General features: G+C 35.5%; 27 protein-coding genes, 1 tRNA gene and 1 riboswitch. Of the genes, 24 read left to right on the forward strand and 4 right to left on the reverse strand.

What is annotated here, in order from left to right; genetic code table 11:
* Positions 1-91: 91 nt before the first annotated feature.
* A complete protein-coding gene (gene abc-f / locus ACWPVF_RS04195) occupies positions 92-1993 on the forward strand; it encodes a ribosomal protection-like ABC-F family protein (RefSeq protein ID WP_454384876.1) in 1902 nt (633 codons plus the stop codon).
* Between the two features lie 45 nt (positions 1994-2038).
* Here abc-f and ACWPVF_RS04200 read toward each other — a convergent pair.
* The 3 genes from ACWPVF_RS04200 to ACWPVF_RS04210 form a co-directional block, all read right to left on the reverse strand.
* Positions 2039-2110 (reverse strand) — tRNA-Arg (locus tag ACWPVF_RS04200).
* A gap of 107 nt (positions 2111-2217) precedes the next feature.
* On the reverse strand, positions 2218-2592 hold the full coding sequence (mscL, locus tag ACWPVF_RS04205) for a large conductance mechanosensitive channel protein MscL (protein WP_045615890.1): 375 nt from the start codon (positions 2590-2592) through the stop codon (positions 2218-2220).
* Positions 2593-2662: 70 nt separating this feature from the next.
* Complete coding sequence (locus ACWPVF_RS04210) at positions 2663-3097, reverse strand: GtrA family protein (protein ID WP_454384879.1); 435 nt, start codon at positions 3095-3097, stop codon at positions 2663-2665.
* 28 nt (positions 3098-3125) lie between these two features.
* A riboswitch (PreQ1 riboswitch) is annotated at positions 3126-3223 on the forward strand.
* On the opposite strand from ACWPVF_RS04210, the gene ACWPVF_RS04215 reads away from it, so the two are divergent.
* From ACWPVF_RS04215 to ACWPVF_RS04275, 13 genes are all read left to right on the forward strand, one after another.
* Positions 3221-3730, forward strand: a complete 510-nt coding sequence (locus ACWPVF_RS04215; RefSeq protein ID WP_016465913.1) for a QueT transporter family protein — start codon at positions 3221-3223, stop codon at positions 3728-3730. Its footprint overlaps the riboswitch before it by 3 nt.
* A gap of 115 nt (positions 3731-3845) precedes the next feature.
* Entirely contained in the window at positions 3846-4262 is a 417-nt protein-coding gene (locus ACWPVF_RS04220) for a hypothetical protein (RefSeq protein ID WP_454384881.1), read from the forward strand.
* A 92-nt stretch (positions 4263-4354) separates the two neighbouring features.
* A complete protein-coding gene (locus tag ACWPVF_RS04225) occupies positions 4355-5152 on the forward strand; it encodes a formate/nitrite transporter family protein (RefSeq protein WP_254730226.1) in 798 nt (265 codons plus the stop codon).
* 80 nt (positions 5153-5232) lie between these two features.
* Positions 5233-6504 (forward strand): DUF2130 domain-containing protein, encoded by a 1272-nt coding sequence (locus ACWPVF_RS04230; protein ID WP_454384883.1) that lies wholly within the window; start codon positions 5233-5235, stop codon positions 6502-6504.
* Positions 6504-7754 carry a glutamyl-tRNA amidotransferase gene (locus ACWPVF_RS04235; protein ID WP_454384885.1) on the forward strand — a complete coding sequence of 417 codons (1251 nt, stop codon included), beginning with the start codon at positions 6504-6506 and terminating at the stop codon, positions 7752-7754. The genes ACWPVF_RS04230 and ACWPVF_RS04235 overlap by 1 nt, the downstream gene beginning before the upstream one ends.
* The gene (locus tag ACWPVF_RS04240) at positions 7738-8553 is read left to right on the forward strand and encodes a hypothetical protein (protein ID WP_454384887.1); all 816 of its coding nucleotides are present in this window, start codon (positions 7738-7740) and stop codon (positions 8551-8553) included. Before ACWPVF_RS04235 ends, ACWPVF_RS04240 begins: the two co-directional genes overlap by 17 nt.
* 3 nt (positions 8554-8556) lie before the next feature.
* Positions 8557-9363 (forward strand): hypothetical protein, encoded by an 807-nt coding sequence (locus ACWPVF_RS04245; protein WP_454384889.1) that lies wholly within the window; start codon positions 8557-8559, stop codon positions 9361-9363.
* Positions 9363-9476: a DUF4176 domain-containing protein gene (locus tag ACWPVF_RS04250; RefSeq protein ID WP_454384891.1), complete on the forward strand. Its 114-nt coding sequence runs from the start codon at positions 9363-9365 to the stop codon at positions 9474-9476. The genes ACWPVF_RS04245 and ACWPVF_RS04250 overlap by 1 nt, the downstream gene beginning before the upstream one ends.
* 44 nt (positions 9477-9520) lie before the next feature.
* Positions 9521-10282: a hypothetical protein gene (locus tag ACWPVF_RS04255; protein WP_454384893.1), complete on the forward strand. Its 762-nt coding sequence runs from the start codon at positions 9521-9523 to the stop codon at positions 10280-10282.
* A 165-nt stretch (positions 10283-10447) separates the two neighbouring features.
* Positions 10448-11326 carry a tRNA pseudouridine(55) synthase TruB gene (gene truB, locus ACWPVF_RS04260; protein ID WP_454385794.1) on the forward strand — a complete coding sequence of 293 codons (879 nt, stop codon included), beginning with the start codon at positions 10448-10450 and terminating at the stop codon, positions 11324-11326.
* A gap of 194 nt (positions 11327-11520) precedes the next feature.
* The gene (locus tag ACWPVF_RS04265; protein ID WP_004252719.1) at positions 11521-12012 is read left to right on the forward strand and encodes a DUF536 domain-containing protein; all 492 of its coding nucleotides are present in this window, start codon (positions 11521-11523) and stop codon (positions 12010-12012) included.
* A 69-nt stretch (positions 12013-12081) separates the two neighbouring features.
* The gene (locus ACWPVF_RS04270) at positions 12082-12672 is read left to right on the forward strand and encodes a 3'-5' exonuclease (RefSeq protein WP_454384895.1); all 591 of its coding nucleotides are present in this window, start codon (positions 12082-12084) and stop codon (positions 12670-12672) included.
* Between the two features lie 10 nt (positions 12673-12682).
* The gene (locus ACWPVF_RS04275) at positions 12683-14446 is read left to right on the forward strand and encodes a glycerophosphoryl diester phosphodiesterase membrane domain-containing protein (protein ID WP_454384897.1); all 1764 of its coding nucleotides are present in this window, start codon (positions 12683-12685) and stop codon (positions 14444-14446) included.
* A gap of 46 nt (positions 14447-14492) precedes the next feature.
* On the opposite strand, the gene ACWPVF_RS04280 is transcribed toward ACWPVF_RS04275, so the two are convergent.
* Positions 14493-14792, reverse strand: a complete 300-nt coding sequence (locus ACWPVF_RS04280) for a YbaB/EbfC family nucleoid-associated protein (protein ID WP_142557396.1) — start codon at positions 14790-14792, stop codon at positions 14493-14495.
* A 364-nt stretch (positions 14793-15156) separates the two neighbouring features.
* Here ACWPVF_RS04280 and ACWPVF_RS04285 point away from each other — a divergent pair, with 364 nt between their 5' ends.
* The 10 genes from ACWPVF_RS04285 (at position 15157) to ACWPVF_RS04330 (ending at position 24486) form a co-directional block, all read left to right on the forward strand.
* Entirely contained in the window at positions 15157-15864 is a 708-nt protein-coding gene (locus tag ACWPVF_RS04285) for an IspD/TarI family cytidylyltransferase (RefSeq protein ID WP_454384900.1), read from the forward strand.
* 4 nt (positions 15865-15868) lie between these two features.
* A complete protein-coding gene (locus ACWPVF_RS04290) occupies positions 15869-16891 on the forward strand; it encodes a ribitol-5-phosphate dehydrogenase (protein WP_006148454.1) in 1023 nt (340 codons plus the stop codon).
* A gap of 12 nt (positions 16892-16903) precedes the next feature.
* Positions 16904-17773, forward strand: coding sequence for a phosphotransferase (locus ACWPVF_RS04295; protein ID WP_454384902.1), 870 nt, complete (start codon positions 16904-16906; stop codon positions 17771-17773).
* Positions 17763-18641: a DMT family transporter gene (locus tag ACWPVF_RS04300; RefSeq protein ID WP_036752746.1), complete on the forward strand. Its 879-nt coding sequence runs from the start codon at positions 17763-17765 to the stop codon at positions 18639-18641. The genes ACWPVF_RS04295 and ACWPVF_RS04300 overlap by 11 nt, the downstream gene beginning before the upstream one ends.
* Positions 18642-18653: 12 nt before the next feature.
* Positions 18654-19343, forward strand: coding sequence for a sugar phosphate nucleotidyltransferase (locus tag ACWPVF_RS04305; RefSeq protein ID WP_247912265.1), 690 nt, complete (start codon positions 18654-18656; stop codon positions 19341-19343).
* 249 nt (positions 19344-19592) lie between these two features.
* Positions 19593-20393, forward strand: a complete 801-nt coding sequence (locus ACWPVF_RS04310; protein ID WP_414307783.1) for a dihydroorotate dehydrogenase electron transfer subunit — start codon at positions 19593-19595, stop codon at positions 20391-20393.
* A gap of 10 nt (positions 20394-20403) precedes the next feature.
* Positions 20404-21339, forward strand: a complete 936-nt coding sequence (locus tag ACWPVF_RS04315; RefSeq protein WP_414307782.1) for a dihydroorotate dehydrogenase — start codon at positions 20404-20406, stop codon at positions 21337-21339.
* 55 nt (positions 21340-21394) lie between these two features.
* Entirely contained in the window at positions 21395-22306 is a 912-nt protein-coding gene (locus ACWPVF_RS04320) for a bifunctional riboflavin kinase/FAD synthetase (RefSeq protein WP_414307781.1), read from the forward strand.
* 149 nt (positions 22307-22455) lie between these two features.
* Positions 22456-23421 (forward strand): hypothetical protein, encoded by a 966-nt coding sequence (locus ACWPVF_RS04325; RefSeq protein WP_414307780.1) that lies wholly within the window; start codon positions 22456-22458, stop codon positions 23419-23421.
* Between the two features lie 138 nt (positions 23422-23559).
* Entirely contained in the window at positions 23560-24486 is a 927-nt protein-coding gene (locus ACWPVF_RS04330; protein WP_414307779.1) for a metal ABC transporter solute-binding protein, Zn/Mn family, read from the forward strand.
* Position 24487 lies beyond the last annotated feature (1 nt).

Consider the following 24487-nt stretch of genomic DNA (forward strand, 5'->3'; position numbering starts at 1 on the left):
GTAAAACGTTAGCATGAGTTTCTGCTAAGTTGTAAAAACTAGCTTAAGAACAAGCCTTGAACGGCTTAAAGAAACATGCTATACTAACTGTATGATTATTTTACAAGCAAATAAAATCGAACGCTCTTTTGCAGGAGAGGTTCTTTTTGAGAATATTAACCTCCAAGTAGATGAAAGAGATCGTATAGCTCTTGTTGGGAAAAATGGAGCAGGTAAGTCTACACTATTAAAGATATTAGTTGGGGAAGAAGAGCCAACCTCTGGTGAGATTAATAAGAAAAAAGATATTTCCCTTTCTTACTTAGCACAGGATAGTAGATTTGAATCAGACAACACAATCTATGACGAGATGTTGCATGTTTTTAATGACTTACGGTCTACTGAGAAACAGCTTCGTCAGATGGAGCTCGAGATGGGTGAAAAAACAGGTACAGATTTAGAAAATTTGATGTCTAATTATGATCGCTTGTCTGAGAATTTTCGTCAGGCAGGAGGATTTACCTATGAGGCGGATATTCGTGCTATTCTAAATGGATTTAAGTTTGATGAATCCATGTGGCAGATGAAAATTGCTGAGCTTTCTGGCGGTCAAAATACTCGTTTGGCTCTAGCCAAAATGCTCCTTGAAAAACCGAATCTCTTGGTTTTGGACGAGCCAACCAACCACCTAGATATTGAAACGATTGCCTGGTTAGAAAACTATTTAGTTAATTATAGCGGTGCCTTGATTATTGTCAGTCATGACCGTTATTTCCTCGATAAGGTTGCAACTATAACACTTGACTTAACCAAACATTCCTTAGACAGATACGTAGGAAACTACACTAGTTTTGTGGAGCAGAAGGAACAGAAGCTCGCAACTGAAGCCAAAAACTACGAAAAGCAACAGAAGGAAATTGCTGCCTTAGAAGACTTTGTTAACCGAAATCTTGTCCGAGCATCGACAACCAAACGTGCTCAATCTCGACGTAAGCAACTGGAGAAAATGGAGAGATTGGACAAGCCTGAAGCTGGCAAGAAATCAGCTAATATGACCTTCCATTCTGATAGAGTATCTGGTAATGTCGTTTTGACGGTGGAGAATGCTGCTATTGGCTATGATGGTGAAATTTTATCAGAACCCATCAACCTCGACCTTCGTAAGATGAATGCCATCGCTATAGTTGGTCCTAACGGTATTGGTAAGTCAACCTTTATTAAGTCTATTGTAGACCAAATTCCATTTATTAAGGGGGAGAAGCGCTTTGGTGCTAATGTTGAGGTTGGTTACTATGACCAGACGCAAAGTAAGTTAACACCGAGCAATACAGTCTTAGACGAACTCTGGAATGATTTTAAATTAACGCCAGAAGTTGAAATCCGTAATCGCCTAGGTGCCTTCCTTTTCTCTGGTGATGATGTTAAGAAATCAGTTGGAATGTTGTCAGGTGGTGAGCGAGCTCGTTTGCTTCTGGCTAAACTTTCCATGGAAAACAACAACTTCTTGATTCTCGATGAGCCGACTAACCACTTGGACATCGATAACAAGGAAGTTCTGGAAAATGCTTTGATTGACTTTGATGGTACTTTACTTTTTGTCAGCCATGACCGTTACTTTATCAACCGAGTAGCCACTCATGTTCTAGAATTATCTGAAAATGGCTCAACCCTCTATCTTGGTGATTATGACTATTATGTCGAAAAGAAAACAGAGCTAGAAGCTAGCCAAGTAGAAGAGGCTTTAACTGAAAATAAAGAGAAGGAAACTTCTCCAGTTAATGATTACCAAGCTCAGAAAGAGAGTCAAAAAGAACTTCGTAAGTTAATGAGACAAATTGAAAGTCTTGAGACAGAAATCGAAGAGCTAGAAACCAAAGCCCAAGCTATCTCTGAACAAATGCACACTACCAATGATGCAGATGAACTCATGCAGTTACAAGCAGAACTAGATATGATTAGTCAACGCCAGGAAGAAGCTATGCTGGAATGGGAAGAATTATCGGAGAAAGTTTAAAAATAAAAAAAGCAACAAACCTGTTGCTTTTTTCGTTTATATCTATCCACCCTGAGGGAATCGAACCCCCATCACAAGAACCGGAATCTTACGTGATATCCATTACACTAAGGGTGGAAACTTTAATTATTATATCAAAAAACAAGGTCTAACTCAAGAGTCATCTAAAACATGGATTTAAAGAATAGAAAAAGGATTTAGTATTCACTAAATCCTTTATGGAATTATTTTTTCTCAAGAAGTGCTTTGATTTCTTGAAGAACTTCCAATTCAGTTGGACCTGCAGGAGCTTCTTCAGCTTCTTTCTTACCAAGGCTTTGAGCTTTTTCAATTCCTTTAACAACAAAGAAAAGAACTGTACCAATAACGATGAAGTTAATAATAGCGCTCAAGAAGCTTCCGTAAGCAACACCATTCCATGAAAGTTCAGCGATACGGTCAACGTTCGCAGCTTTCAAAGCTGGGTTCAATAGAAGTGGAGTGATGATATCGTTAACGAATGAAGTTACGATAGCACCAAATGCAGTGGCGATGATCACACCGACAGCAAGGTCTACGACATTACCGCGGAGCAAAAATGCTTTAAGATCTTTTAACATTTTCTTTTTCCTTTCGAAATTTTTCAGACTAGATTATATCGTAAATTTATATTAAATGCAAGAAAAGTGATTATTTCTTTTTAAATACAAAAAGCTTACTAAAAACGTAGTTGAGAACAACCATCGTAACCTGTGCAATAAAGATTTCCACTGTATTAATTGTATTAATATCATTTCCAACAAAGTAACCAATAATTTGTGGGAAGCTTGTCACAAAAATAAAAGTTAGTAGAAGATCCAATAAAAATGTTATTAGTCTTGCAGAGGTAAATTTTATTAATCGATTAAACCAGTTTTTTCTATCTTGCTTAAATACAAATGTGTCATTTGTAAAGAAAGCAAATAGGATTCCAGCAATATTTCCCAAGGCAGTCGCAACTAATTCTTGATGAGTAAGATAAAAGATGACGATGCGGACAAATATTGATACTACGGTAGTCGCAACTCCGAAAAATAGATAGGATAAAATCTCGTTATCAAAGAATTTTTTTATATATGTTTTCATAAGATTAGTATAGCATAAAGCTGATAAATGTGCTATACTTGTAAAGTTGACTTGCTCAACCCTTGGTGCTTAGCTTCTTTCACCAAGCATATTATACGCGGGATAGCCGCTAAAGGAGAAAATATGAAAAAACTAACTGTCCGTGATTTGGCAGATATTGCCATTGTCGCAGCTATTTATGTGGTTTTGACAATCACACCACCACTCAATGCCATCAGCTACGGGGCTTATCAGTTTCGTATTTCTGAAATGATGAACTTCCTAGCTTTTTACAATCCTAAGTACATTATCGGTGTTACTCTTGGATGTATGATTGCTAATTTCTTCAGTTTCGGACTCATTGATGTCGCTGTAGGTGGAGGTTCGACACTTGTCTTTCTAAGTTTAGGAGTCTTGTTATTTAGCAAATACAGTAAAGACTATCTTTTTAATGGATTGATTCGTAAAGATCATTTCTTCTTTTCAATTCTATTTTCAATTTCAATGGTAACAATCGCTGCTGAATTGCATATCGTAGCAGAAGCACCATTCTTCTTTACATGGTTCACTACTGGTATTGGAGAATTTGCTTCACTCATTGTAGGTGCAATAATCATTGGTAAAATTGGTCAACGAATAGATTTGACTAGATAAAGATATCACACCAAATATTTGTGAAAAGGGCTGAACGTTGTTCAGTCTTTTTCTTTGTCCATAAAACTAGTTGCTCAATAAAAGTGGTATAATAAGGTAAAAAGGCGGTTTGATTATGATAGATTATTTTTTGATTGGGATAAAATCGATGATGAAAAGCTCGGTTTTGACTTTTGCTATTTACTTTGTGTCCTTCCTTCTTTTACTAATTCTATGGCGTCGTTATGTCGTTGTGCGTCAAAGTGGTGGAAACTTTTTTGCCCCGTTTCATATTGCTAAGGGAAGATTTTATATCCATAATGCTTATGTTTTTAGAAAGCGAATTATACCACTGAATAATATTAAAAAGATTGAGGTCCATTTTATTCCAAGTGTTAAATTGAATGGAGCTAGATATTTTTTGTGTATCCAACAAAAGAGCGGAAAAGCTCTAGCCTTTTTCTTTGGCAAGTCAAAAGAGTCTGAACAATTAGTGAAGAATTTAAAAAATGAAACAAAAAAATACAATATCAAGATTCGCAGTTTTGAATGATAGCTTTTAATTTTTTTTAATATTTCAGAAAGCCTTTCCATAAAATAAATTTTATGTTATAATATTCACAAATAAAAGTTTTAGGAGTTTATATGGTTTCATCAGAATTTATCTCAAAAATTGAATTTGCTTGTAAAAAGAAAGAAAGTCTTTATTCAAATAGCAAATTCAAGTATGCTATCCGTTCAATGTTTGCTGGTGCATTCTTAACATTTAGTACAGCAGCTGGAGCTGTTGGTGCTGACTTGATCAATAAGATCGCTCCTGGTAGCGGACGCTTCCTTTTCCCATTTGTTTTCGCTTGGGGATTGGCCTACATTGTCTTCTTGAATGCTGAATTGGTTACATCTAATATGATGTTCCTTACAGCTGGTAGCTTTTTGAAAAAAATTAGCTGGAGAAAAACAGTAGAAATTCTTCTATATTGTACTTTTTTTAACTTAATCGGTGCCCTTATTGCCGGTTGGGGATTTGCTCATTCAGCAGCCTATGCAAATCTTACACATGATAGCTTTATTTCTGGAGTTGTAGAAATGAAGTTAGCACGTTCGAATGAATTGGTATTACTTGAAGGTATTTTAGCGAATATCTTTGTAAATATCGCAATTCTATCATTTGTTTTGGTTAAAGATGGCGGAGCTAAACTTTGGTTGGTTCTTTCAGCTATTTATATGTTTGTATTCTTAACAAACGAACACATCGCCGCAAACTTTGCTTCATTTGCTATTGTGAAATTCAGTGTTGCTGCTGATTCGATCGCAAACTTTGGTATCGGAAATATTCTTCGTCACTGGGGTGTAACCTTCATAGGTAACTTTATCGGCGGTGGTCTACTGATGGGATTGCCTTACGCCTTCTTAAACAAAAACGAAGATACATACGTAGATTAAAAGTTGGATTGATTCCAACTTTTTCTTTTTGTTTTTCCATGCTATAATGAAAGTAGTAATGTTAAATTTAGAGGAAAATCATGAACGAAATTAAATGTCCAAATTGTGGCGAAGTTTTTACAGTAAATGAAAGTCAATATGCAGAACTGATTTCTCAAGTTCGCACTGTAGAGTTTGACAAAGAATTACATGAGCGAATCAAGCAAGAATTGACATTGGTAGAGCAAAAGGCCTTGAATGAACAACAGACAAAACTCGCTCAAAAGGATCAAGAAATTGCCCAGCTACAAAGTCAAATCCAAAATTTCGAAACTGAAAAAGAATTGGCTAAGAAGGAAGTAGAGCAAAGTGCTAGCCAAAGTCTGTTAGAAAAAGAAAAAGAGGTCCAAGCTCTTGAGAATCAATTAGCTACCTTACGCTTAGAGCATGAAAATCAACTACAAAAAACTCTTTCTGATCTTGAAAAAGAACGCGATCAGGTCAAAAATCAGCTCCTTTTACAAGAAAAAGAAAACGAGCTTTCTCTGACTTCAGTTAAACAAAACTATGAAGCCCAACTGAAGGCAGCTAATGAGCAGGTTGAGTTCTATAAGAATTTCAAGGCGCAACAATCAACCAAGGCAATCGGTGAAAGTTTGGAACACTATGCAGAAAGTGAGTTCAACAAGGTTCGTAGTTTTGCCTTCCCAAATGCTTACTTTGAAAAGGACAATAAAGTCTCAGCTCGTGGTTCTAAAGGGGACTTTATCTTCCGTGATTTTGATGAAAATGGGCTAGAATTCATTTCCATCATGTTTGAGATGAAAAATGAAGCTGATGGTACTGAGAAAAAGCATAAGAATGCTGATTTCTACAAGGAGTTGGATAAGGATCGTCGTGAGAAGAACTGTGAGTATGCTGTTTTGGTAAGTATGCTTGAGGCTGACAATGATTACTTCAATACTGGAATTGTTGATGTTAGCCACGAATATGAGAAGATGTATGTCATTCGTCCTCAATTCTTTATCCAACTGATTGGGCTCTTGCGTAATGCTGCCCTTAATTCCCTAAAATACAAGCAGGAACTAGCACTTATACGTGAGCAAAACATCGATATTACTCACTTTGAAGAAGACTTGCAAGCCTTCAAGGTAGCCTTTGCTAAGAACTACAATTCAGCCTCAGTCAACTTTGGCAAGGCCATCGACGAAATCGACAAAGCCATCAAGCGGATGGAAGAAGTCAAGAAATTCTTGACTACATCAGAAAATCAACTCCGCCTAGCTAATAATAAGTTGGATGATGTATCAGTCAAAAAATTGACCCGTAAAAATCCAACTATGAAAGCTAAGTTCGAAGCGCTGAAGGGGTAATGACCTTGACTATAAAAAGAACTCTAAAATTTACGGATGTCTATATTGCCTATTTACCATTAGTTGTTTTTTTACTCAATTTCTTATACGGTTTTTTGAACATCGAGGATTCAACAGTTTCTAACGAAAGTTCCAGATATGGTTTGTTTTTTGGTGTAGTTGGCCTTATTCCAACTATTTTTGGCTATGCTTTTAGCTTTCTAGCCAATCTTATTGTAGGTATAACTTATGTAATAAAAGCAAAAAATCAAACGAAGTGTTTGATAGCATTCCTGTTGATTGGAAATGTTTTTTTAGCAACTTTTCTAATGTTTTTGCTAAGATTTAAAATGATCGTTTCCTTTGACTTTATAAAAGATCTGGATCTTTGGAGTTTTATTTTTTTATTATTTTTATTTCCGTATTTAGATTGGATTTATCAAAAGGAAAACTATAAACCAAAATTAAGTCGTAATTTACTTATTATATTTTTGATTGGGATTTTTTCTCTACTTATAGGAAGTAGAATTCAAAGCCACTTTAGAAATAATGCTAAAGTTCAACAATTAAAAGAGTTTTATTCTTCTAGGGGAATGAATTATGATGTTGCTCTTAAAAGCGTAGAAATAGATAGTAACGTTTCAGATATTAGTATTTTTGATGTATCGAATAATGGCATAACTATTCAAGTAGGTGCTAAGTACATTCATCAAAGATTAACAGAGGTCAGTTTCATTAATGAGAATTATGGTTTTAAAGAATTCTTGAGACTTTCTGTATCGAGCCAAGAGGCACAGACAGTTCTGAATGATTTTAAATCAACTGTAGAAAGTGCAATACAAAAGAAAGGATATGATTTAGCAGTTATTGATGATAAAGAACAGCCATTGGCTAGCCCAGGTTTTCAAATATCACGTTCATTTAGAATCACTCCTTTTATTAAAGAAAAAGCAGTTCAAAATCAGAAGTCATCTAGTCCAAAAAAACAAGCATTTGGAGGATATGCAGCAATTTCTCTTAAAGATTATATGAGAGAGGGAGCCCTTCGTTTATGTTTAAGACTTAGTGAAAGTGACAAATTGAAGTTAGAAGACATTGATTTTTCAAGACTTTCCGATGGACACTACATGATCAATAATGACTATTTTATCGTTAATAATGGAATGTATACAATAGTTGAAGATGAAGGTGATTTTGAAAATTTTTTACTGAGAGAATCTAGTAAACAATTTTATTTGGAGGATTTTTATAAAATTGAAAAGCTTAATTAAATTATTAGCAAATAAAAATGAAACATTTGTTTATAATATTTGTATCCGATTATCTTCATATTTAGTAGTTGTTGCAGTTTATATAGCAATTTTGGGTTTGTTTTTATTGTTTAAACAAAATATTATTGCAGTACGTTATCTGTTGTTTTTGTCGGTATTATTTATAGTTATTGGCATCTTTTTAAGTTTATTGACTTGGGAAGTTTTACTATATTGGAAAGTGGTTTTGATTGATTTTAAGAAATATCAATCTTACTTTGTATACAATGTTAGTCATTCCAATAAGTTTAATAAGAAATTTAATGAAGTAAGTTTTGAATTAATCACAGGAGAATTATCTTACCTCAGAGGAGATTTTTTATTATCACTTAGTCAATATTCAAATATCAATCTTTCTAATGTTTCTAAAAAAAATAGAAGAATATTTGAATTGAAGAAATTATATTATGAATTTCTATCTTCTATTCATCTTAAAGATACGCAAAATATTGATTTCTTTGAGGAACAGTTGTCCAAGGCGCCAGATTCGAAAGATGGTAAGGCTAAATTCGTTGCTCAAGCCCAAGCCATAAAAGATATTGTGTTTAATAAAGAACCAAACGACTACTTCGATACAACTGAACCAGAAAATAAGCTAGCTCGAATCAAGTTCTCATATTACGGAGCTCTCAATGCTCAGCTAAAAGGAGACGAAGATCGTGCCCGTAGTTTGTTTGAAAGCATAGCCCATGAAAATCCAGAGCTTTTCTATGTACAGGAAGCGAAGAAATATTTAGAAGGAGAAAACTTAGGGAAGTAACATATGAAATTGATTGAAAAAATAGTTAGTAGGGCGACAGAAAACACTCTTTTACAAATAGAGACTATTAGTCAACTTACTTCAATTATAGGATTAGTTGTAGGAGTGTTAGCATTATGCTTAAATACTAAAAATGATACAAAAATGTGGGCGATAATATTTATATCATTAATGTGGGTTGCTCTTATTTTAGTCTTATATTTACGATTTATTTCCAATAGAGTAATCTATTTAATGTTACATGAAGCTATCAATCTTGAACTGTATGAGACTATGTTCCAGGTCGAAGCAGAGAAATCTATCAAACCCTATAAAGCAACGTACCAAGAAAATTTCCATTTTGTTAAGGGTCAAGTCAGTTTCCTAAAAGGAGATTTTCAGTCAGCAAAAGAAAATCTAGCAAAGATTAATTTTAAAAAAATTTGGAAGAGATTCAGGGGAGACTTATTTCTAAGAACAAGCTCCAATCAATTGCTAGTTTCCATCCATCTTCAAGATGAGCAAGACATTGCTTTCTTTGAGGAACAATTGTCCAAGGCGCCAGATGCGAAAGGTGGTAAAGCTAAACTAATCGCCCAAACTCAAGCCATAAAAGATATTGTGTTCAATAAAGAAGTGAACGACTACTTCGACACCACTGAGCCAGAAAGTAAGTTAGCTCGAATCATGTTCTCTTATTACGGGGCCCTCAATGCTCAGTTAAAAGGAGACGAAGATCGTGCTCGTAGTTTGTTTGAAAGCATAGCCCATGAGAATCAAGAGCTTTTCTATGTACAGGAAGCGCAGAAATATTTAGAAGGAGAAAACTGATGTCAGAACGTATGACTTTACCGATTGGAAGTGTTGTTCGAGTGAGAGAAGGTGTGGAGCCTGTCATGATTGTTAATCATTGTCCAGTTACTGAAAAGCAGAGGCAAAAATGAAACTAGGACCATTTGGATTGGGCTTATCAATAGGGGGGTAAAACATGGAAATACAATTAAAATTACATGGAAACTCGGAAGGATTTATCCTTCAGTCAAAATTACCTGATGATGAACATTGGACTGAAAGAATTGAAATCGTTCAAGAAGAGGAAGGTTATCGTCTATATGCAAAAGATGTAGAAATTCTTGTCTTGAAAGCATCAGAATACATTTCTAAAAAGAAAAGAATAGTCGCAAGAGGGTTAAATAAGGATTTGATTTATTTTGAAGAAGAAAGATTTGATCGTTTATGGGAACAAGCATACTGGCATGGAGTTTTTCAATTTAATTTAAATAACTATGAAATGACGCGTGTAGGTTCAGGTAGTAAAGGAGATATTTTACCTGTCACAAAAGATGGCATTCCGATTGCCGTTTATGCTGCAAGTAACATTGCAATTGCTGGAAAGAGAAACTTTTCTCTCTATACTGAAAATATTGACGAAATTGACAATTTACTGATGTTATATGTAGTTAAATATATTAGGGGATATGACTTTTTAGATATTGATTCTTTATCTGCAAGATATCGTTACTTTTATCAATTCAGTGATCGTTCAGCTCTAACGAAGGAACATTTAGATATGCTTCCAGAGGCTAGAAAACCTTCTAAGTTAGAGGCGTTTATCATTTATTTTTTATCAGCCTTCTTTGTTGTGGGTATCAGTTTGGTATCATTACGCCCTTTGTTCTCACTTATAGTAGTACTACTGATACATTCTATTTATAATATCATAAAGAATTGGAGAAATAGAGGTGAATAGTAGATTATTTACCTATTGATTTATTATTGATACTGCATTAAAAGAAATATTAAAAAGGTGCCAATAGCCTAATTAAAGGCATGAGAGGATGGTTTAAATGATACTGGAACGAATGAAAAAAACTTTATTAACCACATGATGAGAAAGGAAATCAGAAAGCAACACATGAACGGTATTATCAACTTAAAAAAAGAAGCAGGCATGACCTCGCATGATGCGGTTTTTAAATTGCGTAAGATTTTAGGGACTAAGAAGATTGGCCATGGTGGTACCTTGGATCCGGATGTAGTGGGCGTTTTACCTATTGCTGTGGGAAAGGCGACTCGCATGGTAGAGTTCATGCAGGATGAAGGCAAGGTCTATGAGGGAGAAATCACATTAGGATATTCAACAACAACCGAAGACGCTAGTGGGGAAGTTGTTGCAGAAACTCCTGTTTTAGCTCCACTAGATGAAAAACTTGTCGATGAGGCGATTGCGAGTTTGACTGGTCCTATCACTCAAATCCCACCGATGTACTCTGCTGTCAAGGTCAATGGACGTAAGCTCTATGAGTATGCGCGTGCTGGTCAGGAAGTGGAGCGTCCAGAACGTCAGGTAACGATCTATAGTTTCGAAAGAACCAGTCCCATTTCCTATGTGGAGAATCTTGCTCGATTTAGCTTCCGTGTAAAATGTAGCAAAGGGACTTATATCCGTACCTTATCAGTTGACTTGGGAGAAAAACTTGGCTATTCAGCTCATATGTCTCATTTAACACGAACAAGCGCTGCAGGCTTGCAGTTAGATGATGCTTTGACCTTGAATGAAATTGAGGAAAAGGTTCAAGCTGGTGAGTTAGACTTTCTCCATCCTCTAGAGATTGGTACTGGTGATTTAGTAAAAGTAAATTTGACTCCTGAACAGGCAGAAGAAGTCCGTTATGGGCGTTTCATTGAGTTAGAGCACACGGAAAATCAATTAGCTGCGTTTGAAGGCGAGAAGCTTTTAGCTATTTTAGAAAAGCGGGAAAATCTTTATAAACCGAGAAAGGTTTTCTCTTAAGTATTTGGCCAACTGATGATTTTCATCTACTAGTCCGAAGATGAGATTTTCTCATCTTTTTAAAATATTTGAAGATAAATAGATTTAAAATTTTATGTCTTAAAAAACCATTGAAAATACAGTGTTATTTGACAGTTTGAATTACTTATGATAAGATTTAATTTAAGAAAAGCTAGAGAAAAATAGAGGATATTATGAGTATTGAAATGACTGTCAGTGAGATTGCTGAGGTCTTGGGTCTATCCCGACAAGCAATCAATAATCGTGTCAAAGAATTACCTGAAGAAGATATTACAAAAAACGACAAGGGTGTTACTGTTGTTACTCGTAGTGGATTGATCAAACTTGAAGAAATCTACAAAAAGACTATCTTTGAAGATGAACCAGTTAGTGATGAAGTTAAGCAGCGAGAACTCATGGAGATTCTTGTTGATGAAAAGAACGCTGAAATCATCCGTCTTTATGAACAACTGAAAGCAAAAGACAAGCAACTGGCTGAAAAAGATGAACAGATGCGTGTTAAAGACCGCCAAATCGCTGAAAAAGATAAGCAATTGGACCAACAACAACAGTTAACCCTTCAAGCTATGAAGGACCAAGAAACTCTTCAGCTGGAGTTGGATCAAGCTAAGCAAGAAGTTCAAGCATCGAAGAAAGGCTTCTTTGCTCGCTTATTTGGCAAATAAGAAAAAACTGCTTGGTTTCTATGATTAGACCAGGTGGTTTCTTTTTACAAATCAATAAGGAATGATAAGATGGAAACAGTAAGAGATTATATCTCATTTGACTTAGAATTCAACAAACACCAAGAGAAGACTCATTTGATTCAGGTATCGGCAGTACATTTTAAAGATGGTGAAGAGGTAGAAGCGTTTGACTCTTATGTTCACTCCGATGTACCTTTAAAGAGTTTTATTAATGGTTTGACTGGTATTACTTCAGAGACTCTCAAGAATGCCCCAAAGGTAGAAGAAGTCCTCCAAAAGTTTCAAGATTTCGTTGGCAACTTGCCACTTGTTGGATACAATGCTGCAAAGAGTGATTTACCGATTTTGCTAGAACATGGTTTGGACTATCGAGAACAATATTTAGTCGATCTTTACAATGAGGCACTTGAGCGACGTAGCTCTGATCTGCATGGAATTGCTAATCTAAAATTACAAACTGTGGCTAATTTTCTAGGTTTTAAAGGGCAATCTCATAATAGTTTAGAGGATGCTCGTATGACTGCTCGAGTGTATGAAGCTTTTCTTGAGTCAGATGAGAGTAGGTTGTTACTCAATTCTCAGAGTAGTCTCAATTCGAATCCATTTGGTGGTTTAGATTTATCACAACTTTTTGATTAGGAGGTTTTTTATGAAACCTGAAAAACCGAAAAAATTGGGTTTTAAAAAGATTTACCTAAATCTAGATAAAATCCTATTTCTATTCTTTCTAATCTTTATGCTGGTTGACTATATTTGGTTGCCATTAAACTCAGTCATAGCTGGATTTTTACTCAGTCAGACTGGATATTTGTTTATTTCTTATAACAATATTTTTTCAATCATAAAAAATGCTCCTATAGTTAGTCTTGGTTTTGTGGTTTTGATAGCCATTAATCTACTGGTAGCCTATTTTCAACTCAGTATTCTCTTTATTGGAGCCCGTCATCTCCTTTATCATGAAAAAAGAACTCTCATAGAATATAGTCGAAAAGTATTCCGTGAAAGCCTTGCTTTTATGAAGGAATTGACTATTTCAAAAGCTTTGTTCATCTTTATATTTGTAGCAATGCTATTTCCGTTTATCAGAAAGATATTTAAGATTTATTATTTCAATAAAATCGTAATTCCAGAGTTTATTCAAACCTACATGGAAGATAAGTACTGGATGTGGTGGGTAGCCATTATTATCTTATCACTCTTATTCTTCTATGTTTCAGTTCGCTTGATATTCACTCTGCCCAAGGTCTTTTATGAAAAGATGACGGTTAAGGAAGCAATCATTTATAGTTTGGATAAAACTAAAGATCACTTTTGGTTTTACGCCTGGCATTTATTCTTAATTATTGTAAAAACCAATCTATTCTTCTATCTTCCTCTCATCCCAATATTATCTACTCAGTATATAGTGGATAGCCTTACTCAAAGAGAGTCTCTGGTTCTAGCTATTTTGAATTTTGTTCTTATCAAGAATTTCCACTATATGGCATTAACCTATTTCCTTGTAAAATTTACGTCCTTCTTAACAGGAGAAGAACTTGATATTATGCCAAGACGCGAGAAGGACCATATCATGAGGTGGGGTGTTATGGTGTGTGCATGTATCTTCTTTGCGATTGAAGGCTATAATTATCTAGAAGCTCCTGTAGTCAATCCACCGCTTTTGATTTCACACCGTGGTGTATCAAATGGAAATGGAGTGCAAAATACTATCCAATCCCTAGAAAAAACATCTCAATTAAAACCAGATTTAATCGAGATGGATATCCAGGAAACAAAGGATGGACAATTTGTCATGATGCATGATGCTAATCTTAGAGGATTAGCTGGTATCAATAAAACACCACAAGATTTGACCTTAGAAGAGTTAAAGCAGATTGACATTCATGAGAATGGTTATGATACAAAGATTTCAAGTTTCGATGATTATCTAACTCGCGCAAATGAACTGCATCAGAAACTACTCATTGAAATTAAGACCAGCCACAAAGATAGTCCGCAGATGATGGAACATTTTCTAGAAAAATACGGTGCAAAAATTAAGGTTTATGGTCATCAAATGCAATCCTTGGATTATAAGGTTATTGAAAAAGTAAGAGAGTATGATAAGGATATTCCGGTCTACTTTATTCTTCCCTATAATTCTGTTTTTCCTAGAACGGTTGCGACAGGCTACACAATGGAGTACTCTACTTTGGATGAATATTTTGTCACGAAACTATGGAATACTGAGCAAAAACTCTATGTATGGACAATCAATAGTTCCGAATCTTTTAATAAGTCTTTTCACCTAGGTGTTGACGGAATGATTACGGATGACTTGGAAAAAATAAAAGAAGAACTAGAAACTGCTCAGGAAGATCCTGAATATAGTGACTTATTGCTAAATAAAGCAACTGAATTATTTGCTTTTTAACATAAATTAAAAGAGGCTGTGTACTAGCCTCTTTTTGATAATCTAATTAAAATGGTAACTTACCAGCAAATGCTCCAAGTTTCTTCTTAGTAGTTTCGTCAATTTGTTCGAGAGCAGCATTGAGAGCTTGAACAGTCATATCTGAAAGAGTTTCAATATCTTCAGCATCCACAACTGCGGGATCAAAATCAATTTTTACGACTTTTTTATCACCTGTTAAGGTAGCAGTTACAAGGTTTTGAGCAGAAGTCCCAACAAATTCCGTGGCAGCCAATTCAGCTTGGCTTTGCTCCATTTGTTTTTGAAGTTTTTGAGCTTGACGCATCATGTTTTGCATATTCATCATGGCGGTAGTTAGCTTCCTTTTCTTTTATTTTCCATTTTATTTTAACAATTTTAATTGGAAAAGTCTAATTAAAATTTCAGGATTGCTATATATATCAACAAATGGTTTAAGGTTTCTTTAAGCTTTCTATATTATTCTGAAGAACTCTATATTATCCGAACAAATATCTTCAGTTTCATAAATAGAGAAAGTTTTCTTGGATAATTGTTTATTTTAAGTAAATGATTAATCCTAAAAGTTCAGATTATTATTTGAATACAAATTCGTTATAGCTTTGTTTGCTCGCTATTTATTTCAAGATACCAGTAGATTGTGATATAATAGTAAAGAATGAGTTTTTAGAACAAACTAAAGGAGAATCGATATGATTTACGCTGGAATTTTAGCAGGTGGAACCGGTATTCGCATGGGTATTAGTAATCTACCCAAACAATTTCTTGAGTTGGGAGACCGCCCAATCTTGATTCATACAATTGAAAAATTTGTCTTAGAGCCAACTATCGAAAAGATTGTGGTTGGAGTTCACGGAGACTGGGTGACACACGCAGAAGATTTAGTTGAAAAATTCCTTCCACTCCACAAGGACCGTATCATCATCACAAAAGGTGGGGCGGATCGTAATTCTAGTATTGAAAAGATTATTGAAGCTATCGATGCTTATCGTCCAATCACGGAAGATGATATCGTGGTCACACATGACTCAGTTCGTCCTTTTATCACACTTCGAATGATTCAAGATAACATTGCTCTCGCACAAAATCATGATGCTGTTGATACAGTAGTTGAAGCAGTAGATACCATTGTTGAGAGTACTAATGGGCAATTTATTACAGATATTCCAAATCGTGCGCATCTCTATCAAGGGCAAACTCCTCAAACCTTCCGTTGTAAAGACTTCATTGATTTGTATGGTTCTTTATCATCAGAAGAAAAAGAAATTTTAACAGATGCATGTAAAATCTTTGTCATTAAGGGTAAAGATGTAGCCTTAGCAAAAGGTGAATATTCAAACCTTAAAATTACAACAGTTACAGACTTGAAGATTGCTAAAAGCATGATTGAGAAAGACTAAAGACATGATTAATCAAATTTATCAACTGACAAAACCAAAGTTTATTAATATTAAATATCAGGAAGAAGAAATTGATCAAGAGAATCATATCCTCATCCGACCAAATTACATGGCGGTTTGTCACGCGGATCAACGTTACTACCAAGGTAAACGTGATCCAAAAATTTTAGCGAAAAAACTACCAATGGCTATGATTCACGAGTCTTGTGGTACAGTCATTTCTGATCCAACAGGTACTTACAAAGTTGGTCAGAAGGTTGTTATGATTCCAAATCAACCACCTATGCAAAGTGATGAGGAATTCTACGAAAATTACATGACAGGAACATATTTTTTATCAAGTGGTTACGATGGATTCATGCGAGAATTTGTATCTCTGCCTAAGGATCGTGTGGTAGCTTACGAAGATATCGAAGATACAGTTGCTGCCATTACAGAGTTTGTCAGTGTTGGCATGCATGCTATGAATCGTTTCATGACGGTATCTCACAGCAGACGTCAACGTATCGCTGTCATTGGTGATGGAAGTTTAGCTTTTGTCATGGCCAATATTATCAACTACACCTTGCCTGAAGCTGAGATTATTGTTATCGGACGTCACTGGGAGAAATTGGAACTCTTTTCATTTGCTAAAGAGCTCTACATTACTGATAGCATTCCAGAGGATCTTAGTTTTGACCATGGTTTCGAATGCTGTGGTGGTGATGGATGTGGACCTGCTATTAATGACTTGATTCGCTACATTAAACCACAAGGTACCATTTTGATGATGGGTGTTAGTGAGTATAAGGTTAACATCAATACTCGTGATTCATTGGAAAAAGGCTTGTTATTAGTTGGATCTTCTCGTTCTGGAAGAGTTGACTTTGAAAATGCTATCCAAATGATGGAGATTAAGAAGTTTGCCAATCGTTTGAAGAATATCATTTATCTAGAAGAACCAGTAAGAGAGATCAAAGATATTCACCGAGTTTTTGCAACAGACCTTAATACTGCCTTCAAGACAGTATTTAAATGGGAAGTCTAATGGAGGATGATTATGAAGGAAATCGTTAAAGAAAAGATTGCATCTTTATTATCTGGTGGTGAAGAAATTCAGAGTGTTGAACAATTGGGTGGAATGACTAATCAAAACTACTTGGTTAAAACAACCTCAAACCAGTATATCGTTAAGTTTTTTGGAAAAGGTACAGATAAATTAATCGACCGTCAGAACGAAAAATTCAATCTTGAATTGTTGAAGGATTTGAAACTAGATGTAGAAAATTATCTTTTCGATATTGAAGCAGGTATCAAGGTCAATCAATATATTGAAAATGCAGAGACACTTGATTCAACTACCATTAAAACTAAATTTGAGAAGATAGCTCCAATTTTACAAACGATCCATGCTTCGGGTAAAGAATTAAAAGGAGAGTTTGCTCCTTTTGAGGAAATTAAAAAATATGAATCATTGATTCAAGGGGAGATTTCCTATCCGAACTATGAAGTTGTCAGAAAATCTGTATTTTCTCTGAAAGACCAACTTGAAGAAATTGGAATGGATAAGAAATCGTGTCATATTGATTTGGTTCCTGAAAACTTTATTGAAGGATCAGATGGACATCTTTATCTCATTGATTGGGAATATTCATCTATGAATGATCCTATGTGGGATTTGGCAGCTCTCTTCCTAGAATCTGAATTTACAAGTGCAGAAGAAGAAGACTTTTTAAGTCATTACGAGAGTGATAAGACTCCAGTTTCAAGGGAGAAAATTCGTATTTACAAAATCTTGCAAGATATCATTTGGAGTCTTTGGACTATTTACAAAGAAGAAAATGGTGCAGATTTCGGAGATTACGGAATCTCTCGTTACAATAGAGCAGTAAAAGAATTAGAGTCTGAAGGAGATTTAAATGAAAACTAAAAATGGAGTTTCTTTTGGGCTACTATCAGGTGTGTTCTGGGGATTAGGATTAACTATTAGTGCTTATATCTTTTCAATATTCACGGATCTATCGCCCTTTGTAGTTGCAGCAGCACACGATTTCCTAAGTATTTTTATCTTGCTAGGATATCTTCTAGTTAAGGAAGGCAGAGTTCGTTTTTCAATCTTCTTGAACATTCGAAATGTCAGTGTTATCATTGGAGCTTTACTAGCTGGTCCGATTGGTATGCAGGCCAATCTCTATGCGGTTAAGTATATTGGAAGTTCATTAGCTTCGTCAGTCTCAGCTATTTATCCAGCAGTCTCAGTCTTGCTTGCCTTCTTCTTTTTGAAGCACAAGATTTCCAAAAATACAATTTTTGGTATCTTTCTAATCATTGCTGGGATTATTGCTCAGACCTATAAAGCAGAGCAGGTTAATTCTTTCTACATAGGTATTCTTTGCGCCTTGATTTGTGCCTTTGCTTGGGGAAGTGAAAGTGTTCTGAGCTCCTTTGCTATGGAAAGTGACCTCAGCGAAATTGAAGCTCTCTTGATTCGTCAAGTTACATCCTTCTTGTCTTATCTTGTTATTGTGCTTTTCTCGCATCACTCATTTGCAGAAGTGGCAAATGGCCAATTGTTTGGTCTATTAATTGTCTTTGCGGCATTTAATATGATTTCTTATCTTGCCTACTATATGGCTATCAATCGATTGCAGCCAGCAAAAGCTACTGGTCTAAATGTCAGTTATGTAGTTTGGACTGTCCTGTTTGCAGCGATGTTCTTGGGGACACCTCTGACTGTCTTGACCATTATAACTTCATTTGTTGTAATGGCTGGTGTTTATATTATCATTAAAGAATAAAGGAGAAAACGCGTGAAAGCGATAATCTTAGCAGCGGGATTGGGAACTCGTTTACGTCCTATGACAGAAAATACTCCCAAAGCCTTGGTTAAAGTCAATCAAAAACCTTTGGTTGAATATCAAATTGAATATTTAAAAGAACGAGGAATTGATGACATTATCATCGTCGTAGGTTATTTGAAAGAACAGTTCGACTATCTCAAAGAGAAATACGGTGTGCGTTTAGTTTTCAACGATAAGTATGCGGATTACAATAACTTTTACTCTCTTTACTTGGTAAAAGAAGAGTTGGCTAATAGCTACGTTATCGATGCGGATAACTATCTTTTCAAGAATATGTTCCGCAATGATATTGAACGTTCAACTTACTTTAGTGTTTATCGCGAAGACTGTGATAATGAGTGGTTCCTGGTTTATGGGGATGACTTCAAAGTTCAAGATATCATTGTCGATAGTAAAAACGGACGCATCTTGAGCGGTGTTTCATTCTGGGACGCTCCAACAGCTGAGAAGATTGTAGGATTTATTAATCAAGCCTATGAGAGTGGCGAGTTTGTTGACCTCTACTGGGATAACATGGTTAAAGATAATATCAAAGAACTTGATGTATATGTAGAAGAGTTAGAAGAAAATAGCATCTACGAAATTGATAGTGTTAAAGATTATCAAAAACTAGAAAAAATTCTTTCTTCGCAAAAATAAGCAACTTTTATGAACTGATACCTTACCTATTTTTACTTGACTTTTCATGTTTGATACAGTATACTAGTGAAAATTTAACCTTTAAGGGAAGTCCAGAGAGACTCACAAGGTGTCAGATAGAAAATAGATTACACAGACTTCGAGTAAACACAGTTTATTTGATTCATTTCTGTAAGTATCTTAACTGAAACCTTGCGATTGCAAGGTTTTTCTTTTTCTGAACCCCTTAAACTTTAAGGAGGAAAAGGTATGAATCCAAATTGTAAAAAACGCATGGGTGCAATTCGATTAGAAACTATGAAAGTAGTTGCCCAAGAAAAGATTTCACCAGCAATCTATGAGCTAGTATTAGAAGGAGAAATGGTAGAAGCTATGAGAGCTGGACAATTTCTTCATTTACGAGTTCCTGATGATGCTCATCTCTTGCGTCGTCCAATTTCAATCTCATCTATTGATAAGTTTAAGAAACAATGCCATCTTATTTATCGAATCGAAGGTTCTGGTACAGCAATCTTTTCAACCTTAAAAGCAGGTGATAGCCTGGATGTCATGGGACCTCAAGGAAATGGTTTTGATTTATCAGAATTAGACCAGCGTAGTCGTGTTCTCCTAGTTGGTGGCGGAATTGGAGTTCCGCCCTTACTTGAAGTTGCTAAGCAATTACATGAGTGCGAGGTGGAAATTACTACTGTACTAGGATTTGCCACTAAAGATGCCGTCATTTTGGAAGATGAATTAGCCAGATACAGCAAAGTCTTTGTTACAACAGACGATGGCTCTTATGGAATCAAGGGGAATGTCTCAGTTGTGATTAAGGAATTGGACAGTGAATTTGATGCTGTTTACTCTTGTGGAGCACCTGGTATGATGAAATACATCAATCAAACCTTTTACGAACATCCAAGAGCTTACCTATCTTTAGAATCGCGTATGGCTTGTGGTATGGGAGCTTGTTATGCTTGTGTGCTTAAAGTGCCAGATAGTGAAACAATTAGTCAACGAGTATGTGAAGATGGACCTGTATTTAAAACAGGCACAGTAGTTTTATAAGGAGAGTATCATGACTACAAATCGATTACAAGTTTCTCTACCTGGTTTAGAATTAAAGAATCCTATCATTCCCGCATCAGGCTGTTTTGGTTTTGGTCAAGAGTATGCCAAATACTATGATTTAGACCTTTTAGGGTCTATCATGATTAAAGCAACTACACTTGAGCCACGTTTTGGGAATCCTACTCCTCGAGTAGCAGAAACCCCTGCAGGTATGCTAAATTCTATAGGTCTACAAAATCCTGGTTTAGAGGTCGTTTTGTCTGAAAAGTTACCTTGGCTTGAAAGGGAATATCCAAATCTCCCTATTATCGCCAATGTTGCTGGATTTTCAAAACAGGAGTATGCAGCCGTTTCTCATGGAATTTCAAAGGCAAATAACGTAAAAGCTATCGAGCTCAATATCTCCTGTCCTAATGTCGATCATGGAAATCACGGTCTTTTAATCGGGCAAGATCCAGATTTGGCTTTTGATGTGGTTAAAGCAGCTGTAGAAGCGTCAGATGTTCCAGTCTACGTTAAACTAACTCCAAGTGTGACTGATATCGTAACCATAGCAAAGGCAGCAGAAGATGCCGGTGCTAGTGGTCTTACCATGATCAATACTCTTGTTGGTATGCGTTTTGATCTCAAGACAAGAAAACCAATCCTCGCAAATGGAACAGGTGGGATGTCAGGTCCAGCAGTCTTTCCAGTTGCACTTAAATTAATTCGCCAGGTAGCACAAACAACGAGTCTGCCAATTATCGGTATGGGGGGAGTCGATTCAGCTCAAGCTGCCTTAGAAATGTATCTAGCAGGTGCTTCAGCAATCGGTGTCGGAACAGCAAACTTCACAAATCCGTATGCTTGTCCAGATATTATTGAAAATCTACCAAAAGTTATGGACAAATATAACATCGAAAGTCTGGAACAACTTAGGAAAGAAGTAAAGAGTAGCTTATAGTCTTTTAAAATTCGAAATGTTTTGAATGCCTTCTTCTTTTTGGTATAATATGACTATGATTGTAACAATACCTATTAAAACTGAAAAAGACATTGCAACTCCAGGACCGACTGTCCTAGTATTAGGATATTTTGATGGTATCCACTTAGGACATCAAAAATTATTTAGTATAGCTGGTGAAATTGCTGCAAAGAAAAGATTAAGCGTTGCCTTAATCACTTTTCATGAATCACCAAAATTAACCTTAAAACCCTATACACCAGAAAATTTACTTCATATCCTAAATGCAGAAGAACGTGAACGTAAGTTTAAACGAGCTGGTGTTGAAAATCTTTATCTGATGGATTTCTCAAGCCGTATAGCTAATATGACAGCTCAAGAGTTTGTAGATGCCTTTGTCAAAGAAGTTAAAGCAGATGCCATTGTTGTAGGATTTGACTATAGCTTAGGTTCTGATCGAAAATCAGCGGAAGATTTAAAAGAAATCTTTGATGGAGAAGTAGTTGTAGTACCACCTGTAGAAGATGAAAAAGGAAAGATTAGCTCTACTCGTATTCGTCAAGCCATCCTAGAAGGGGATGTGAAAGAAGCTGGGCAATTACTAGGAAGCCCTCTTCCGACAAGAGGAATTGTGGTACATGGTAATGCCCGTGGACGTACAATTGGGTATCCTACTGCTAATCTTGTCCTCTTAGACCGTACTTATATGCCAGCAGATGGTGTCTATACTGTTGATATCGAAATCAAGAGAAAACTTTATCGAGGGATGGCAAGTGTCGGAAAGAACGTGACCTTCGATGGAGAAGAGGAGCGCTTTGAAGTCAATATCTTTGATTTTGATGAGGATATTTATGGAGAGACTGTGACCGTCTATTGGTTGGATCGTATCCGAGATATGGTAAAATTTGACAGTGTTGAACAACTGGTCAAACAACTCGAAGAAGATGAACAAGCTGCAAGAAAATAAAAATATCAAAAAGTTCGAATAATAGTTCGAGCTTTTTATTTCTTCTTTAGAATTTTTAGAAATTATGCTATCTTCAATGAATCACCACTAATATTGAAAAATAAGTTTTAGTTTGATATAATTTAAATATCAAACTAAAGGAGTCTATAATGTTCAAGGAAAAACGAAACAAGGGATTCATCTCAGGTCTTGTTCTCTCATTATTTCTTTTTTCTATAGCTATTGTGATGGGATTTCTATGGAATTTGCATAAAAATCCGACAACTGCTTTTGCGACAAATAATGAATCCGGTAAACAAGTAAAAATGACTATCTATGACATTTACCCAGAAGTTATTGGTGATGTTGATGGTGGAAGCGTTGTTTATCTCGTTCAATATAGTCAAGAAGGAGAAGGTAAGTATGCAGTAGTTGAGGCTAAAGAAAATGATGCTGAGATAAAAAAATTAATAGATCAAGCAACAGCTGAAACTTTAGCTGAAAATCCAGGTACTTTGACTGGTACACAGTTACAACCCCTTAACACAAAAGCTAATACTTCAAGAAATAACAGAATTGTTGACTTAACTGGATTCTTAAGATCAATTCTAGAACCTAGTTCTACAGTTTATCAAAACATGAATACAAATGTTTATCTCAGTTTAACTGAACATTCACGAGATGGTTGGACATATGTTATAGGTGCTGTTGTTTTTGGCGGTATGGGAGTTTTTACATTAGTTGGTGCCTTCATTTTGCGAAAAAAATCAATTGCTTCATATGAGGAATTGTATCAGTCATATCCAGAATTGCAAGGAAATCTTGATAGTATTGCGGAAGAATCTGATTACTACGATCAGGATTTAAAAGTTATTCTATACAAAAACCATCTTATTACTTACTTTAAAGGGACACAAGCCGTTGATTTAAGAGAAATACAACAGATTTATCTAATTGAACAACGCTATCATCGTTATGGAGTTACAAACAAAGTATATCAATTGTGTTGCATTAACAAGAACAGTGGAAAGAAACAAAATTTGATTATTAAAACTACTAAGACAGTACAAGAACAATTGGAAGAATTCTGGAATATAATTTCTGAAAAATTTCCAGATATTTTCTTAGGAATCTAAAAAAAGCATCGTTAAAGCGGTGCTTTTTTATAAGTAAAATTTTGGGAAAAATTGAATTTATAACTTGACATCTTAAATTTTAAATAGTAGAATGTTTACTAGTTAATTAAATGGTTAAACACTAGTTAAGGAGTTGTTATGAAAAAAAAATCTATTCTTTGGTTTTTGATTTGTTTGTTTGTTCTTTTCCTAGTAGCTTGTGGTCAACAAACAAGTCAAGAAAGCAAGGAAGCCAAGGGAATGAAAATAGTGACCAGTTTTTATCCAGTCTACGCCATGGTTAAAGAGGTTTCTGGTGATTTAAACGATGTTCGGATGATTCAGTCGAGTTCCGGTATTCATTCCTACGAACCTTCTGCAAATGATATTGCAGCTATTTATGATGCTGATGTCTTTATTTATCATTCACATACCTTGGAGTCGTGGGCAGGAAGTCTAGATCCTAGCCTGCAGAATTCCAAAGTAAGAGTCATAGAAGCTTCAGATGGAATGACTTTGGAGCGAGTTCCCGGCTTAGAAGATATGGATGCCGGGAAAGGGATTGACGAGAAGACCTTGTATGATCCTCATACATGGCTTGATCCTGAAAAGGTTGCAGAAGAAGCACAGATTATTGCTGACAAGTTATCCGAACAGGACAGTGCTAACAAGGAAACTTATCAGAAAAACGCACAAAGTTTTAGTGATAAAGCTCATGAACTTACTAAGAAGTATCAACCAATCTTTGAAAAATCAAGTCAGAAGACATTTGTAACGCAACATACGGCCTTTTCTTATTTGTCCAAACGGTTTGGTCTAAATCAACTAGGGATTGCTGGTATTTCTCCTGATCAAGAACCAAACCCAAGACAATTGACTGAAATTCAAGAATTTGTAAAGACTTATAAAGTCAAAACTATATTTACTGAAAGCAATGTTTCTTCTAAAGTTGCTGACACACTTGTAAAATCAACAGGTGTGAGTCTTAAAACTTTAAATCCTTTAGAGGCTGATCCACAAAATGATAAGTCTTATTTAGATAATTTAGAAGAGGATATTGCAATACTAGCAGAAGAATTGAAATGAG

It is taken from the genome of Streptococcus sp. Marseille-Q7087 (assembly GCF_965111935.1).